We start from the raw sequence: 17596 nt of genomic DNA, 5'->3' as shown, positions 1-17596 counted from the left end.
TTTTTATATTAATCTGGAAATCAGATAACATACATTTCCTTATGCTACAGCTGTTTTTTGAGCTTTTTCATCCAATTTATATTTTACGAAGTTTAATACTAAGACAAAGATCAAAATAGCTCCCATAATGACGTTCACGATTGACCTTGGAACACCTAGTAAATTCAGTCCACTGGAGAGCATTTGGAAAATGATAGCTGCGTATACTGTTCCAATTACTTTTCCATAGCCACCTTGAATTTCTGTTCCACCAAGAACGGCTGCAGATACACTTTGTAAAAGATAAGAAGACCCTAAATCTACTTTTGCTGAGTTATAACGTGAAGTCATAATGATAGAAGCAATTACTGAAAGCAATGCAGCAAATAAATAAACTTTCATTAGGACTCTACTATTATTTACCCCAGAAAATAGGGAAGCTACTGGGTTACTACCAACCATATAAACGCTTCTGCCCCATTTAGTTTTTGTTAAGAGAACGCCCGTTAATATCGCCATGATAATAAAGATGATCATTGAAAGTGGAACAATCCCCATATAATAGCCATTTCCTATTAGACTATAAACCTCACTAAAACCAGATATAGAATTCCCTTTTGTAATACTAAGGATGATTCCTTCAAACAACACCATTGTTCCCAATGTAACAAGGATTGGAGAAACACCGATTTTTGATACAATCACTCCATTTAACAAACCACATAAGAGCCCTACGATAATTCCTACGATAATAGACGGAATGATTGGATATCCATGGCTTTGCATAATAGCAATAGTTACTCCTGATAATGCCGCAATGTATGTGATAGATAGATCAATACCACCTGTCACGATCACAATCATCATCGCAATGGCAAGTAATCCAAATTCCGGAAGCTGGAACATCATATTATTTAAATTATTATGGCCAAAGAACCCTGGTATAAAGAGACTCATTAGCACAAATACACTTAAAGCAATTAATCCTAAAATATTCTCTTTTGGTAATGATATCGCTTTCATTTTCTCACCCCTTTTTTAAGCTTCTACTTCGATCTTGGCTAACTTGTTTTGTGAGCGTTTATATTGAAGTTGATCAAAAGAAACGGCTAATAGAATAATGATTCCAGTAAATACTTTTTGCCAAAATGGATCAATTTGAGCTAAGATAAGACCGTTCTGAATAATACCTAACAACAACACTCCTAAAACTGTTCCCAAAATGGTGCCACGTCCACCCATAATGTTAGCTCCGCCTAGTACAACAGCAGCAATAACCATTAGCTCTAAACCAAGCATCCCATTTGGATCTACTGATTTTGTATATGCAGTTTGAGCAATTGCAGCAATCCCTGCTAAAAAGCCCATATATGAAAATACAAAAATTTGAACTTTATCGAAGTTTATCCCCACTCGTACCGCGGATTCTTTATTTCCACCAATAGCTAACACTTCGCGTCCGATTAATGTATATTTCAAGATGTACCATGTTAAAAAAGCAACAGCTGCAAAAATGAGAATAATAATTGATACGCCAAATATTTTTATATTTGCAAAGTTAATAAAAATTTGCGGAAAATTACTACTATTTAGATATACACCATTCGTTATATAGAGAACTAATCCATTGATTATACTCATCATCCCTAACGTTACAACAATTGCTGGAATCTTAATCTTCGATACTAACACTCCATTAAGAGCTCCTAGGAGAATTCCTAATAATGGTGCAACTAAAAATGCTAATAATAAGGAAATAAAATGATCCGGCATAATCATCATTAATTTGACTGTAATGACACAGACAGCACTTGTCACTGCAGCAACAGATACATCTATTCCCCCAGTAATGATAATTAACGTCATTCCTACCGCTAAAATACCGATGACTGAGTTTGCCTTTAAAACATCTAGAAGGTTATCTGCAGTAAGGAAAACTGGGCTTACAAAGGCTAATGTGATACAAAGTAATAACACAACGCCTACAATACTCATTTCTTTTGACTTTAAAAATGTTTTCATGCAATAACCCCCTGACTAACGGGCGTGTCCGTTTCTGTTGTAGCATTTTGAGAGCCGAACAAGGCGTAATTCATAATGTTTTCTTGCGTTGCTTCTTCAATATTTAATCCCCCTGCTATTTTCCCATGCCTCATGACTAAAATACGATCGCTTACCGCTAGTACCTCTGGTAATTCTGATGAAATTACAATAATACCCATTCCCTCAGCTGCGAGTTGTCGAAGTAATTTATGAATTTCTGTTTTTGCACCGATATCAATTCCGTTTGTTGGCTCATCAATGATTAATATTTGCGGTTTTGTAGAGAGCCATTTTCCAATGACTACTTTTTGCTGATTTCCTCCGGAAAGATCTCCTGCTGCTCTATGTGGAAGTGCAGGTCTCACATCAAGTGTTTCAACATAGTGATTGGCCAAGTCAATTTCTTTTTTACGTTTAATCAATCCAAGACGATCACGCAGCTGATGCAAAATTGGGAGAGAAATATTATTAATAATTGATTGCCCTAATATAAGACCTTGTGTTTTCCTACTCTCCGGTATATAAGCAATCTTGTGTTTCACAGCATCTACTGATGATTTAATTTGGACAGATTCACCGTTTAACTTCATTACCCCTGAATCCGGTCTGTTCATTCCGAAAATAGCTTGTGCAAGTTCTGTACGGCCTGAGCCAACTAATCCTGTAATACCTAGCACTTCTCCCGCTTTTAGTTCAAAGGAAATGTCCTTAAAATTTCCATCCTTCGATAGTTGATGAAGCTCTAGTAAAGTTTGGCCACCAGCTATTCTTTTTTGATTTTTTTCATACTGTACTTGTCTACCTACCATTAATGTAATTAATTTATCTTCATCTAGTTTAGTCGCAGGATAGCTACCTACATACTTCCCATCACGTAATACTGTAAATTGATCTGAAACCGTAAATAATTCTTTTAGTTTATGGCTGACGAAAATAATAGATATTCCTCTTTGTTTTAACTTATTAATTACCTTGTACAGTTTTTCAACTTCCCCAGTTGAAAGCGAAGAGGTCGGTTCATCCATAACAATTAATTTTGAATCAAACGCAAGTGCACGAGCGATTTCAATTAATTGTTGCTGGGCAATACTTAGTTTTTCCACTGGAGTGTGAACATCGACTTCAAAATCTAGTTCTTTAAGGGCTTTTTTTGCGATTGTTTCCATTTCGCTCCAATTTACTTTTTTCCATGGCTTTTTATTACTATCGCGTCCTATATAAATATTTTCCGCAACCGATAAATTAGAAAATAAACTCAAATCTTGATAAATAATAGATATACCTTTTAGTGTCGCATCGATTGGTTTATTAATCTGTGCTTCTTTTCCTTCAAAAAGGAAGTTCGCTCCTTCATCAGGTGTGTATATTCCAGCTAGTATTTTTATTAATGTCGATTTTCCCGCTCCGTTTTCTCCAATTAAAGCATGAACCTCTCCTTTTTTAATTTGGAGACTCACATCATCGAGTGCCTTTACACCAGGAAATGTTTTACTAATATTCGTCATTTCTAGTAAATATTTAGTCACTTTCACCCTCCGTTCTAGCTCTTGCAGCTTTATCTTAATTGTCTCGTCTGAAGACCGTAATAAGTAAGATTATGTTCTGCACAATATTCATTTATTTGATCCATTGTAGGTAATCCTGATTGCGCTCCTAATTTGGATACTTTAAGCGCTGCCACAATCGCCGCAAATCGCGCAGCTGATTCAAGACTTTCTCCATCTGCTAGCGCACATGCCAATGCCCCAGCATATGAATCACCAGCTCCAACCGTATCTACAGCTTTCACTGGAATCGCTTCAATAAAGATTGATTTGCCGTTTTCATATAGCAATGCGCCTTTATCAGCCATTTTGATCACACTATTTTTAACACCAAGATATTGATCAAAATATTTGCCTGCTTCGATGGCTGTTTTGATTGACGTTACATCAATTCCCGTTAGCTGTTTTGTTTCTTGCAGATTAGGTGTAATGATGTCCGCATAAAGCAAAGCTTGTTTTGTGACACCCTCTGCAGGAGCCGGATCCAAGATGATGAACATCCCTTTCCTTTTAGCTTCCATCATGGCACGAATAACCGCCGCTTCAGGAATTTCCATTTGTACTAGTAAAATTTTGCTGGTTTCTATTTGCGAAAAAGCCTTTTGAACATCATGCTCGTTTAAAGAATCATTAGCCCCTTTAACGACTAGCATTGTATTTTCAGCTGTCGCATCTACGGTAATAATGGCACATCCAGTTGATTCATCTTCAACTAGTTTTAAAAAAGAGGTCTCTATCTGATTCTCTTTAAAATTTTTCTCTATTTCTTTTCCGTATGAATCAAGACCGATCGAACCTATCATATTTACTGATTTTCCAAGCCGAGCACAAGCTGTTGCTTGATTAGCCCCTTTACCGCCACATAAGGTTTTCACACTATGTCCAAAAAGGGTTTCCCCATGTCCAGGATATCGATTTGTTAGAGCAACGATATCCATGTTGATGCTCCCTACAACCGTTATTTCAGCCATGTTTATCCCTCACATTTTTATACTTTTATTGACTTCGACATCTTCGATAAAATTTCGTAGTTTAGCAACCGCTAATGCTAATGGAAGGTCTGGCTTAAATAAACTAGAAGTTCCACAAACTAGCATATTAGCCCCATTCTTCAATACATTAGGAATAGTTTCATAGCCAATATTTCCATCTACTTGAATATCAATTTTGTATCCGTTTTCATTTATTAGATTTGTTAAATCTTTTAGCTTCTTGTTCATAAGTGGAACAAATTTTTGTCCCGCAAATCCAGGATTTACAGTCATCACCGTTATATAATCGACTACATCCAACACATACTCAATATCATGAATAGAAGTTGCAGGATTTATAGCTACTCCTGCCTTCAAACCTTTATCTTTTATTGTTTGTAATGTTCTTTGCAAATGATTCGTAGCTTCCGCATGAACAGATATCATGTCTGCACCTGATTCAATAAACAAATTTAAGTAATCTTCCGGCTTATCAACCATAAGATGTACATCGAAAGGTTTTTCTGTAAATTCTCTTAATCTCTTAATTAAATCCGGACCTAATGTAAAGTTCGGAACAAATTTCCCATCCATTACATCGATATGGAAAAAATCTACTCCTGCTTGATCTAGTTTTAAAACTGAATCTTGAAGATTCCCCATATCAGCACACATAAGTGAAGGACCGATCAATGCCATACGTACACTTCCTTTCATTACTTATTTGTTGACATCTTTTTCATTAGAATATGATAACTTATCAGTCAACCTTCTTGTTAATTTCACTATATAAAGAATGTAGCTTTATTACTAGGAGACAATATTCTGATTAGGGGGATATTGTTCGGATCATTAAAAAAAAGACCCTCATTGGAATAAAATCTCCAAAGAGTAGTCTTACTCTGCTTATTAATAGAGTTTATTATATCTCTCCCTATATTGGGATGGTGACTGATTTGTCCATTGTCTAAATAGTCGACTAAAATATTTCGTATCTTGGTAGCCTACATTTGTAGCTACATCATAAATTTTCAAATCAGTCTTTTCTAATAATTCCTTTGCCTTTTTTAATCTTGCATTTGTCACATAATTTAATACAGTTTCACCCGTCTGCGCTTTAAATATTTCACATAAATAAGTAGGGTTTAAGTATACGTTGTCCGCCAATTTCTTGATCGTAATATTTTCGCTCAAATGATGATTAACCCACGTTTTTACTTGATGAATCGGATCGGAATGACTGGAATTTATTTCTTTCATTTTCTTTACTAAACGGATCATCCAGGTCTTAATTCCATCCTTTAATTGAATTAAATTACTCGATTTTTTAGTTATTTTAAATGCCTCAATAAGCATGTTGATATCTTCAGCCAAACCATCATTTTCTACCCAATGGTTAATGCTACGGATACATAAATATTGTATAGATTCCTGAATTATTAAAGGTGATTTTAAAGTCTCCATTTCCTGGAAAAAATTAAAGAGAGCCTTTGACACATCAGCTTCATTTTTTTCTCCTAGCGCATTTACGATCTGCTCTGTATACTTATAGACCGAAGATGGCATAATCGATGGTTTTTCGCTTGAAAGATCGTTCAAAGTACTTAGTTGGAAAATCCTATTATTGCCTTCAATAATTCGAAATTGTATTAATGATAGTAATTGATCTCTCATCGTTGGCAAAAGTGATAAATCCTCAAATTCATTTCCGATTGCAATCGACGCTGTAAATTTCAAATATTGTCGAATTGTCTTTTTTAACTTTAATAAATATTCCTCAATTAAGTAGGAAAAAGATGAGTCAATTCTATTTATCTCCTTATCAAATAACAATAACCAAAAACTTAAATTATCATTCTTCCAGATCCAAGCATCAACCCCTTGATTGCTTAATTCATTTGCCATCGTCTCTTTAATAATATTCTCAACAGCAAAATGCCAAGTTCTAAGCTCTGATGATGAAACTTCATTCGCTTTTGTAAAAATTTGATCGATGTCGATATGGGCAAATTTATATCGCCCCTGAGGAAACTGGAAAACCCATTCCATTAACGAAATATCTGTTTCATCATTCCAGGTCACCTCACTTAAAAATTGAATTTGTTTGGAATAAGATAGTTGTGACGCCCTTTCTTGAATATCTCTCAATCTATCTTCTTCTTTTCGCTTTCGAATAATTTTTTCTTTTACATCATTTAGTTGTAATTGAAATTTTTCTCGATCAATTGGTTTTAAAATATAATCATTTGCCCCTTCGCGAATGGCTTCTTGTGCATATTTGAAATCATCAAAGCCACTAATAATCATCGAGAAAAAATCCTTCGATTCACTGTTTAATTTTTTAATGAGAGTTAAACCATCCATGATGGGCATTTGAACGTCTGTGATTAGTAAATCGATTGATTTAAACGTATTCACAATGGCATCATATGCTTCCTGTCCATCGGTAAACACGCCGATAACTTCCCACTCTTCTCCATTTGAGAGTACAAGTCTTTCGATTCCTTTTCTAATTCTTGGCTCGTCATCTACGATAACAGTTTTAATTATCCCCACTGTTAACTTCCCCTTTCGACATTACTCTATTTTAGGTTCGATGGTTTTGGGAATTCTCAGAAAGACTTCCGTTCCTTTCTCCACTTTACTTTTTAGTTGTAATCCATATTCCTCGCCAAACATCATCGCAATCCTAGCATGTACGTTAATAATCCCAAATCCGGAATCTCTGCTTTTCATTGGATCCGATACTAACAAATCTTTTATCCTTAATAATGTATTTTCTTCCATACCAGGCCCATTATCTCGGATAATAAATAAAATAACTGCCTTTCCATCTGGAGTGATTTCTTCAACCACTTCTATTTCAATCACTATTTCTTTTCTTTTCTCCAATCCGTATTTGATTGCGTTTTCAATAATTGGTTGCATAACAAACTTCGGAGTATAATACTTGATACTATTAATATCTTCATGAATATGAAAGGATAACCGGTCTTCAAATCTGAACTTTTGAATACTCAGATAGTCACGAATATGCTGAACTTCGCTGGAAATTAAAACAAGACTGTCTTTATTACTAATCGAAAATCTCATCATTCTCCCTAGCAATGCAATCATATGAACGCTCTGCTCTTGCTCGCCTTCCTCAACTGCCATTCCGATCGTTTCCAACGTATTGTACATAAAATGAGGGTTAATTTGAGACTGCAACGCATATAATTCAGCATTTTTTTGCCGAATTTCTCTCAAGTAATTTTTTTGAATCAATTCTCGTATTTTGAAAAGCATCGAGCGAAAACTTTTTGCCAGGATACCGACTTCATCACCAGAATGAATAGGAATTTCAACATTAAAATCTCCTGTCTCTACATCTTTCATGATATGACTCAATTGTTTAATCGGCCTTGTTACTGTCCATGCCAAAAGAATAGAAATAACAGTCGTGATACAAGCCATTATAATAAATATAACAACGGTTACATTTCTAACAATATCCGTTTGTTCCGTTAAATTTTTCTTCGGAATACTATGTCCTAAAATCCAAGAAAATTCTTTCCCCTCAGCTAAACTAATTAGTGTTTGTTGACCATTCACATTTGTACGGAAACTTCCATTTAAAAATGGAAATTCATTAATCTCTTCCATTGTTTTCCCTATTTTACCTGCATTTGTATGATAAAAAATCTTACCTTGTTTATCCATGAGCCACATTTCATTATTGTCTTTACTATTCAAGTCTTCTAGTACTTTCTCAAAAAAGCTCACATTCACAGCTAAGTATAAGGTGCCTAAATGTTCTCTATTATCAAAGTCTGTAATTTGTTTAACAAGTAATATATACGATGGATTATCTTTAAATGTTAAATTTATTTGATTGGATAACAACAAATCCATATTACCGACTTGAATCGTATCGTTTGCATAGGGAAATGACCCATCATCAAAACCGAATCCTTGATAGGATGTTCGAGTGCTAGCAAATAGGCGCTGATTTGAAATTAAAAATGCACCCAATATATTAGAATTATTTGAAGTAAGGTAAATACTAGATAAATAGTTTTGAACAATATACTTACCTCGAAGAAGCGATGATTTATTTTGTACACGATGATCCCTTAAAACTTCCATCACTTCACCAGAGCTATAAATAAGTTCAGGTAAATCTTCAAGTTTTCTAATTTCATTTTCTATATTTTGATTCGCTTGACTTAATAATTGAGGGACATATTCCCCAACCTGTCTCTCAATAGATTTTGAAAATTGGCTATATACGATGAATCCTAATATGGCCATTGGAATAACAGTTAATAATACGTACGTAATAATTAATTTGTTTGATAATCTCAAATCATTTATTGATTTATTTTTAAAAATCATATTGATCAACATTTTCCTTTGTGATATCAATTGGTTGGCCCATGATTACCATATCGCCATCATATTCAATGACACCAATATTTCGAATTTGTTGTCCATTATATGGACTTTCATCATTTAGTAAGTTAGTAGCCAAACTAACAGTTAAGTATCCCAGTTTTTGAGGGCTCCACAGTGTTATCATTTGTGCAACTCCCTCTTGTAGAAAAGGCTTCATTAAAAGGGGCGACGATACACCGATCACTTTTATATCACCTATCTTTCCCTTATCTTTTACAACCTGTGCAGCTACAGGAGGATTGACTGTAGATACACCAATAATCCCTTTTAAATCCGGGTATTTATCTAAAATTTTTTGTGCCGTCATATAAGCTATATGAGGATCTTCATTTGTTGGTATCACTTCAACCAGTTCCATATTTGGATAATACTCAACATTTTGTTGTTCCATCCATTTTATCCAATCGTTTAAATTCGCTGCAGTGGACGAGCCAGTTAATATTACGTATTTTCCATTCTCATTTATTTCTGTTGCAAGCGCATCCATTAAATGTCTCCCTAATATTTCTGAGTTTACCATATTGACAAAAAAACTTCGGAATTCTGGGTTAGTATCTGAATCCCATGTAATCACTTCTATCCCCCTATTTCTTGCCTTTTGCAAAACACTTCCCAATTTTAAAGGATCGTTTGCAGCGACTGCAATGCCATCTACATTTCTTTCAATAAATTCGTCTATTATTTGGGCCTGCTCCTTCCAACTAGCAGAAGATGGTCCTTTATAAATAATATTTACCCCTAAATCTTTCCCAGCTTCTAAAGCTCCTTCTTTCACAGCGTTGAAATAAGGGATTCCCTCAATTTTAGGCACAATGCCAATCGTATACGGTTCATCCTTATGTGACTTTTTAGTTTCAATGGCTTTCTGTTTATGTACTTCACCCTTATATACAACTTCATACTCGGTAGATTTATTTCCAAGTACACTGCAACCACACAAAATAATAAGAATTAAAGGAAAAAGAAAACATTTCATTTTCACAATAATTCCCTCCCTTCATAAAACCAGATTCGTTGCTTAAAAGTCTGTTTACGTACTTAATCATTTACCATGATATTATGAGAGCGATTTCATTTAGAAGGAAATCGGGGAATAATCATTAGGATACAATGACTGGACAAAAGATGATATTTACAAAATAGGGAGAGGTTGCATGTGCTTTCATCAAACTGAATGCCGGCGAAAAAGCATACACAAACATATAAATAATAGTCATATCATCATATTTACTTCCTTGATAGTTAGCAATTTTCCCTAAATAGCTTGAATAAAAGTTACAGCAGCAATCGTATATCCAATCGAGTTTGACATAATGATTAACGAGAGCATGCAAACTAGCTCTGATCTGGAATTTACTTATTGTGAAGATGGACAATTTACAAAAGATATTGGTCCTGTCATTGATATTTATTGTCACACTAAAAAGATTAAAATAAAATTAGACAAGTACAGATAACTCGTTTCATTAATAGGTACTGAACTTGATTGAAATCTCTTCCACTCTGTTTGCCCAAAAAGTTGTCTCGTTCATCGACTCCTAATTTTTTCTGGCTTCTAACCATCGACCTTCATTTTGATCTTTGCCGCTGACTTGTATGTAACCAAATTTGCGAACATCCATTTTTTCACTCCTTTTCAAACCTTCTTTCCTATTATTCTATCAAAAACGTTCGTAAAACTACATTCAAAAATTAGAACGTTCAGAAAATGATTTAAAACATTAACGAACGTTAAAATTGATTGATTTTATAAATAAAAGATCCGTTCGGAAAAGTGTACTTAAACGAACACTAAATAATACGGACGTATCCCCTTCTTTTTAAAACCGTGGCAACATAGTGTTTCATGATAATAAAGTTGTTTAAAAAACGCCAATTATGCTATTCAACAATCGGGCCAGATTGTTGAATAAAACTTAGATTTTTAAACGACTTTATTGTTATATTTTTTAGTGTAGTGAAGTATCTTACATCAAAAATCAAACAAGCATAACCCCGTCCTAAATTTAGAACAGGGTTATGCTTGTTTGATCTTTTAAAATTAAATAACTTTATTGTCACTTTACACATAGCACTAAAAAATGAAGTGTACATAGTGGGGTTATTTCGCAGCTAGCAGAGTAAAAATCTTGCGACACGTTATATGCTGAGTTAAAAGTGGGTAATCCAACTAAAATAAGAACCTACTTTACACATTATATGACTAGTTAAAATAAGATATTGCCGTAACTAGTGAATATAATGTATATTATGTGATTAGTTAAAAAATAGAATGCTTAGTCCTTATTTGTACGAAAATCCCTTCATGTTACCCGGCTTTATTAAAAAAGTATTTAATTTTTCCTATAACTTTATATTTAGGCGTTGGTTGTCTATTGATTAGTAAAAGCAATTGTATAAATATAGCTGGCAGGAATGTTTTTTTGGAAGCTAAATACTTAGGTTCCCACGTACAAGCAAATTTACTTTTAAATTCTCTAAGACCTTTAAAATTATATAATGAATTTCCATGAAGATATACCATGCGAATAAGTTTTTCACTTATGAACGAATATTTACAATTTCCAACATTTGAGAGTGGTGCCATTCCTAAACTACATGTTTGATAATCTTTATCTTTTGCCCATTTAAAGATATGAATAAATAAAACATCCATTGTTCCATGAGGGCTATCAGAAGATTTTCTCATTAAGTCAATGCTAATTGTCTTTTTATAATCAGTTGCTAATGTTGCAAAAGCAATAATGTTCTTATCAGAATCAAATAAAAGGGCTATAGGGAAACGAGAAATATATTCTTCACTAAAAGAAACAACTGAAAATCCTTTTTCCTTCTTTTTTCCTAACCACGAATCCGAAATAGATTTAATCTCTGAAAGAAGTTCTTTAGAATAAGGTGGTTTGACAACAATAAATGTATAGGAATTTCGAGCAAATTTATTAAATCTTGTTCGTAATTTTGCACAACGTTTTCCTTCAAGAGAAAAGGTTTGGAGATTCACGATTCCTTCTTCTCCTAACTTCAGGAATCTATAACCTGTTTCATGATAATACTGCATGAATTGAGGGCTAATTTGGTAGAATATCGGTTTGAGTCCTTTACTTTCGCAATATTCATTAAATTCTTTAATAGCTCCTTGTATATATAATTCTTCACCGATTGGATCACCTAATACTACTAATTTATTAGCGATTCGTTTATATATAATTAATACTTTTTGCTGCCCGGCCCAATAAACTTCTTTATCTTGTAAGAAGATCAGATGAGATACATGATTTCCTCCATTTTCTTTTAAAAAAGAAATAACTTGATCCACATGAAGGTCTAAGTTACACATGACAGTCTTTCCCCCTGATAAAATTTGTCTATATTAAGATACCATAATAGAAGTTTGAAAAGTAGCAAAATTCTTCCCAATTAATGGTCACACTTCTAAGTATAGCCGAACTATAAATAGTTCGACCCTTTCTTATGCCTATTATTTAACTCTTTTACTATCATAAATTTTAGTAAAGAACTATTTGATTTCACTTAAAACTTCATTCTCTACTCACTAAAAAGGGATTACTTTTGCCCATAATAAGCAACCGGGCCGTGTTTTCTTAAATAGTGCTTATCAAGCAGAAATTGATCTATTAGATCTATTTGTGGATTCAACTGAAAATGTATGGAATGCCAGTTTGGCTACTTCATCTAGTACAACTGCATTATGAACAGCTTCATTTACATTCTTTCTTTTCCCTATAGAAATGCCCAATAAATGATACCTTATATTTCCATCATAATTGTTTGCAATTTCCTCGCTTTTATAATTATTCCAATTGCTGTTGACATAATTAAAATATGTTTCAGTTGAAAAATAACCTTTATTTAGTGGGGGAAGTTTCTTGTAGTATTTCCAACCAATCCCTTATCTTCGAATATTCTTGAAGATTACTACTAGGCATTATATAACTGGATAGGATACACTTAGTTGGACAATAAAAATAAGGGCAAGTAGAATAATACACAATAAGTGAGGAGAATCTACTATGCCCAGAAAAAGAAGAGGATGTATTTAGTTACAAAGCGATTAGTGAGGTTTAATTAAAATTTTAGTTTGATTTGGAAATATCTCATAAAGGATGAACATGTAATGGAATATATTGATCTTGAAGGTACAGCCGATAAAAATGGAATGACGTTTGAAGGTGATATATTCGAAGTTGAAGGTTATTACAAAAATGGTAAGGTTAAATTTAAAGTTGAGGAATATGAAGAAAAGAAATGGAATGAATTTAATCTTTTTGAAAAAATAGAAGATAAAATGGAAGAAATAAAATTTTTAAGAGGACTTACAGAAATACTTACTGGTTCAACAATGATCCTTTTATCATTATATTTATGTCTAGTTATTTTTGATGTATATCCTGTTCATTACATCTATTTTCTTTATTTTCTTTCATACTTAATTTCAATTTTGCATACTAAATTAACCGAAATAGGAAAATACCATTCAGCAGAACACATGGCGATTAACGCATATGAAAATAGTTTTAAGTTGACAATAGAAAACTTAAGCAAACAAAGTAGATATCATTCTCTATGTAGTACTAATTTTGCAACAGTTAGGAATTTTATTATGATTATAGGAATGATTTTTAACTTTGATTTTTTACTAATGTATTTTTTAGCTTATTCTTTAAGTCATGAAATTATCGACTTCCTCGATGATCATAAAAAAAGATTTGCTATTATTCATAAGATACTGGCATTTTTTCAAATTCCGTTATACACTTCAAAACCAAAAGACAAACATTTATATCTTGCTACAAAAACTTTGAACAAATTGATTAAGTTAGAGTCAAAGTAAAAGTTTACTTATATAGAAAATAAATATAACTAGAAATTACTTATCAAAAATAGAAAATAATAAAACACCTTGTAGTATAGAGAGATTGTATGAAATTGCTGAAATACTAGACATTGAACCTTATAGATTTTTAACAGATGTCACTATAGAAGATAAGGATTGGCTCACATCGTCACCAAAGACTTATTCCAGTTAAAAACCGGAATAGGTCTTTGATTGTGTTCAGATTATTTGAAGTTAGATGTGATCTTGTCTAGTTTTTAGAGTCATGGCAGCAAACGATAGTATCACCTACTAATTTCCTTTTTGAGTCATAAATTAATTTTTATGCAAATCGATAATAAATAAGTAAAAACGTACTTAAAACGAATAAAAAATTCAACGAAACAAATATCATTTGATCCATTCTGGTCTTATGTATTTTAATCGGAGGATGATAAAATGATACTCCTTCAATGATAAATATTAGCAAAACAATATGAATCATCGCATGACCTACAACCTCTGTATAACCAAAGATCATTGTCGTTAGTATAAAAAGAATTGTGACAACGACAGCCAATACGCGATTTAAGATTCCCACGACTAAAAGATATCCTACAACAAATTCTATAAATGCCGATAGAACGACAAATATCCCCGCCTCAAAGCCAAAGGTCGGAACATGGTGGTGATGGATGATATCAATTGTCATCGTCGGATAAACCCATTTTTCTACCGCAACCCAGCATAAGCTTAATCCAGTTCCTAAATATAAAAACGGAAAGCCAACTGTTTCAAACCTTGTTTTACCTACTAATAACACACCAATGATTGCTAAATAAAATCCATAGTCAAGCATATGAAACCAACCTGAATCACTCCATATTTGGATAAACAAGCCTAACATAAACAAAGCTGCTATTTTAGTTGCAATATGATGTGGAATCAATAAAAAAATGATAATGATCCACATCACTACTCTTTGCCATGTATTATGAATAGTGAATTCAGGAGCAAACATCGTCCCATACGAAACTTGCAGAATAAACGAAACCGCTGTCCCATATTTCAGCAATTGCCTAGAATATTTTCGGAAACTATCCAATTTCAAATCGATTTTAGAAGCAAATGGAATATCCATTACCCTCCCCATTACTTGTGACAAAACAGCTAATATAACTGCACACAGCACTGATATCGTAATGAAAAACGGTGATAATATCTCTTCAATGTTGACCTTTTCAGGTTCAACGCTGGCAAACCACTTTACATGGGCCTGGGCAATCATTGGAGGAATTAGTCCTGCTATAACAATCAGCCAAGTCAGCTTTCTTTTCATATATCGATACTCCTTTATTATTCGGTTTAGTTCATACATTTAGTATGTAGCTAATGAAAATTTATATGTTAGTAGAACACATAAGAAAAAGAAAAAAACTGACCCAAAATCGAGTCAGTCATAACGAACTTTCTTTTTAACTTGTAGTAACTTCACTAATACCGGGGCAAAATCATTGCTCCGCTCATTCAAAAATCAAATCAGTATCCTTGATGATAAAAATTTGAATCGACGATAACAAGGCTGGCCCATTAAACATATTGATCTCGACCGGAGCTCATACCAAATACCATAACTAATAGAGATATGATGATCATTGTCATAAGTGGAACTGTCCAAACATGAGCAAAATCATACAAATACCCAATAAACATTGGCCCCACTGCTGCGAGAATATAACCGATTGATTGTGCCATACCCGATAACTCTGCAGCTTGTCTTGCACTCCGAGCACGTAGTCCTATATAGCTTAGAGCTAATGGAAAGTATCCCCCCAATGCGATACCAATTAAAATAATGCTTGTAATCAAAATCGGATATGATGAGCCAAGGAGTAAACCTCCATAACCAGTGATTGAACATAGACCTAACCCGAATGCAAGCCATAGTTGAGAACGTAACCGTCCTGCGATGACAGGAATGAAGAAACTAGCCGGTAATCCCATGATTTGCGCAAAGGAAAGCAACCAGCCAGCTGTCTCCATACTTAAACCATGATCATGTAAGATTTCAGGTAACCAAGCGATCGTGACATAAAATAAAAATGATTGAAATCCCATAAATATCGCTATTTGCCAAGCAAGGGGTGAACGCCAGATTTGGTTATCACCGGAACGACCCTTTTTGATTTCCGTTTGATTTCCCTGATTATATTTGAGAAGATAAACCCAAATTAAGATAGCCATAACTGTTGGGACACCCCATACAAGTAAAGCCCCTTGCCATCCAAGGTTCAAACCATTCGCTAAAGGAACACTTACTCCCGATGCTAACGAAGCAACGACGCCCATAGAGGTTGAATAAACACTTGTCATTAAACTGAATTTCTTAGGGAATTTATCCTTTACTATGGCTGGTAAGAGAACATTCCCAACAGCTATTCCGATACCTATGAATAATGTTCCAGTAAAAAGAAAAAACACCATTGAGATGGAACGAATCCCGATACCGATTAAAAGAATACACAAACCAACTACGAGCAGCAACTCATTCGTCAAACGATTTGCAAGCTTCGGTACAACCGGCGACATGATGGCAAAAGCGAGTAATGGTAGACTCATTAACAGTCCCGCACTCCAATGCGCCAGTCCAACATCTTCCTGGATCATCCCAACTAATGGCCCTAATGAAGTAATCGCCGGCCTTAAATTAAACGCGACAAGAACAATCCCTGCAATAAGCAAAACTATGTATAATGATCTCGACTTATCATTTGACTTTCGCAATTCCACTAAATGAATCTCCCTTCACATAAACAAACTTCCTCCAATGTATCATAGTCATTTTGTTCATACAAAGAAAAGGTTGTACTTTACCTATATGATTTGTTTACCATTTAGTACAATTTTAATAGCACATTACAAGAATTTTATAAATTCATAAGCAATAAAAAAATGGATAAACACCCTAAAAAACATGTATAATTACAATCTTTTTGGGCATATCCTATAAGAACTATTGAGGAAAATGTATTGGAGGTTGTTATTCATGCATTTAAGTCAAGTTCTCGAAAAACGAATTATTTTTCAGCAGCACAAAAATTGGTATGTATTAGATGATGAATTTTCTTGGGACATTGAATCCTTATACGATACGATTTTTAAACACTTAGACTCACTCTTTACTATCCCTGTTATTTTCTGTTCGATACTCGATGCAAATAAAATCATTAGTGACTTAGGTGATGAAGAGGAAGAATATTTACGATTTGAATCAGCTATTTATTGGAGAGATTTAGGGATTATTTTCGTTTTTGTCTTTGATGAGTATATCCCATTAATTGAAATTCTGTTTCATGAATTTCGTCACGTAATGCAGGACCTCAATCCTGATTTTAGGCATCATTTCGAATCGGATAAAAAATTACCATATAAAGAGCGTATTACTGAGATTGACGCGTTTCAATTTGCGGCAGAGAAGACACAAGAATATTTACAGCTATCTTAGCAGTAAAAGAATCTCTACTACAAATAACGTCGAATCAGCTGGAATAATTTCTTTGTATTTTTTCACTAACATCACCGAAAAGAACCATCTATCAGATCAACGATAGATGGTTCTTACATTTCAACAAATAGTGTTCCATTAAACATTATAGTCGTTATAAAGCGAGACTTCCATCAGTGGGGGTTTTCCTTATCCCCCACTGATGGATAGCGAGACTTATCGGGCTTTTACGGGCAGTTATCCCCCACCTTCGCCTCTTTGTGATTCACTCAAGCTTAGAGGT

The 17596-nt window shown here is 33.9% G+C and carries 14 protein-coding genes and 1 pseudogene; 3 read left to right on the top strand and 12 right to left on the bottom strand.

Going from position 1 to position 17596, the window contains the following annotated elements; all coding sequences use genetic code 11:
- Positions 1–39: 39 nt before the first annotated feature.
- From K9V48_RS20600 to araD, 10 genes and pseudogenes are all read right to left on the bottom strand, one after another.
- Entirely contained in the window at positions 40–1002 is a 963-nt protein-coding gene (locus K9V48_RS20600) for an ABC transporter permease (protein WP_224141028.1), read from the bottom strand.
- Between the two features lie 15 nt (positions 1003–1017).
- Complete coding sequence (locus K9V48_RS20595; protein WP_224141027.1) at positions 1018–2001, bottom strand: ABC transporter permease; 984 nt, start codon at positions 1999–2001, stop codon at positions 1018–1020.
- Positions 1998–3548 (bottom strand): sugar ABC transporter ATP-binding protein, encoded by a 1551-nt coding sequence (locus tag K9V48_RS20590; protein ID WP_224141026.1) that lies wholly within the window; start codon positions 3546–3548, stop codon positions 1998–2000. The genes K9V48_RS20595 and K9V48_RS20590 overlap by 4 nt, the downstream gene beginning before the upstream one ends.
- A 29-nt stretch (positions 3549–3577) precedes the next feature.
- On the bottom strand, positions 3578–4537 hold the full coding sequence (rbsK, locus tag K9V48_RS20585; RefSeq protein ID WP_224141025.1) for a ribokinase: 960 nt from the start codon (positions 4535–4537) through the stop codon (positions 3578–3580).
- A gap of 9 nt (positions 4538–4546) precedes the next feature.
- Positions 4547–5236: a ribulose-phosphate 3-epimerase gene (gene rpe, locus K9V48_RS20580; RefSeq protein ID WP_224141024.1), complete on the bottom strand. Its 690-nt coding sequence runs from the start codon at positions 5234–5236 to the stop codon at positions 4547–4549.
- 210 nt (positions 5237–5446) lie between these two features.
- Positions 5447–7093 (bottom strand): response regulator transcription factor, encoded by a 1647-nt coding sequence (locus tag K9V48_RS29475; RefSeq protein ID WP_224141023.1) that lies wholly within the window; start codon positions 7091–7093, stop codon positions 5447–5449.
- A 21-nt stretch (positions 7094–7114) separates the two neighbouring features.
- Positions 7115–8914 carry a sensor histidine kinase gene (locus K9V48_RS20570; protein WP_224141040.1) on the bottom strand — a complete coding sequence of 600 codons (1800 nt, stop codon included), beginning with the start codon at positions 8912–8914 and terminating at the stop codon, positions 7115–7117.
- A complete protein-coding gene (locus tag K9V48_RS20565; RefSeq protein ID WP_224141039.1) occupies positions 8904–9950 on the bottom strand; it encodes an autoinducer 2 ABC transporter substrate-binding protein in 1047 nt (348 codons plus the stop codon). The genes K9V48_RS20570 and K9V48_RS20565 overlap by 11 nt, the downstream gene beginning before the upstream one ends.
- A gap of 1332 nt (positions 9951–11282) precedes the next feature.
- Positions 11283–12290 (bottom strand): phosphatidylglycerol lysyltransferase domain-containing protein, encoded by a 1008-nt coding sequence (locus K9V48_RS20555; protein WP_224141022.1) that lies wholly within the window; start codon positions 12288–12290, stop codon positions 11283–11285.
- A gap of 248 nt (positions 12291–12538) precedes the next feature.
- Positions 12539–12707: pseudogene (araD, locus tag K9V48_RS20550) on the bottom strand (L-ribulose-5-phosphate 4-epimerase); the annotation flags it as partial.
- A gap of 402 nt (positions 12708–13109) precedes the next feature.
- On the opposite strand from araD, the gene K9V48_RS20545 reads away from it, so the two are divergent.
- Entirely contained in the window at positions 13110–13826 is a 717-nt protein-coding gene (locus K9V48_RS20545) for a DUF1385 domain-containing protein (protein WP_224141021.1), read from the top strand.
- A gap of 19 nt (positions 13827–13845) precedes the next feature.
- Positions 13846–14022, top strand: a complete 177-nt coding sequence (locus K9V48_RS29725; protein WP_224141038.1) for a helix-turn-helix domain-containing protein — start codon at positions 13846–13848, stop codon at positions 14020–14022.
- Positions 14023–14151: 129 nt separating this feature from the next.
- Here K9V48_RS29725 and K9V48_RS20535 read toward each other — a convergent pair whose 3' ends face one another.
- Together K9V48_RS20535 and K9V48_RS20530 are read right to left on the bottom strand one after the other, a co-directional pair.
- Positions 14152–15147 (bottom strand): hypothetical protein, encoded by a 996-nt coding sequence (locus K9V48_RS20535; RefSeq protein WP_224141020.1) that lies wholly within the window; start codon positions 15145–15147, stop codon positions 14152–14154.
- Between the two features lie 251 nt (positions 15148–15398).
- Positions 15399–16598, bottom strand: a complete 1200-nt coding sequence (locus K9V48_RS20530; protein WP_224141019.1) for a CynX/NimT family MFS transporter — start codon at positions 16596–16598, stop codon at positions 15399–15401.
- 256 nt (positions 16599–16854) lie between these two features.
- Here K9V48_RS20530 and K9V48_RS20525 point away from each other — a divergent pair, with 256 nt between their 5' ends.
- Positions 16855–17313: a DUF3920 family protein gene (locus tag K9V48_RS20525; protein ID WP_224141018.1), complete on the top strand. Its 459-nt coding sequence runs from the start codon at positions 16855–16857 to the stop codon at positions 17311–17313.
- Positions 17314–17596: the final 283 nt, after the last annotated feature.

The organism is Metabacillus rhizolycopersici (assembly GCF_020075705.1).
The sequence above is the reverse complement of the archived record's forward strand: the minus strand, read 5'-3'. Positions and strand labels throughout refer to the sequence as shown.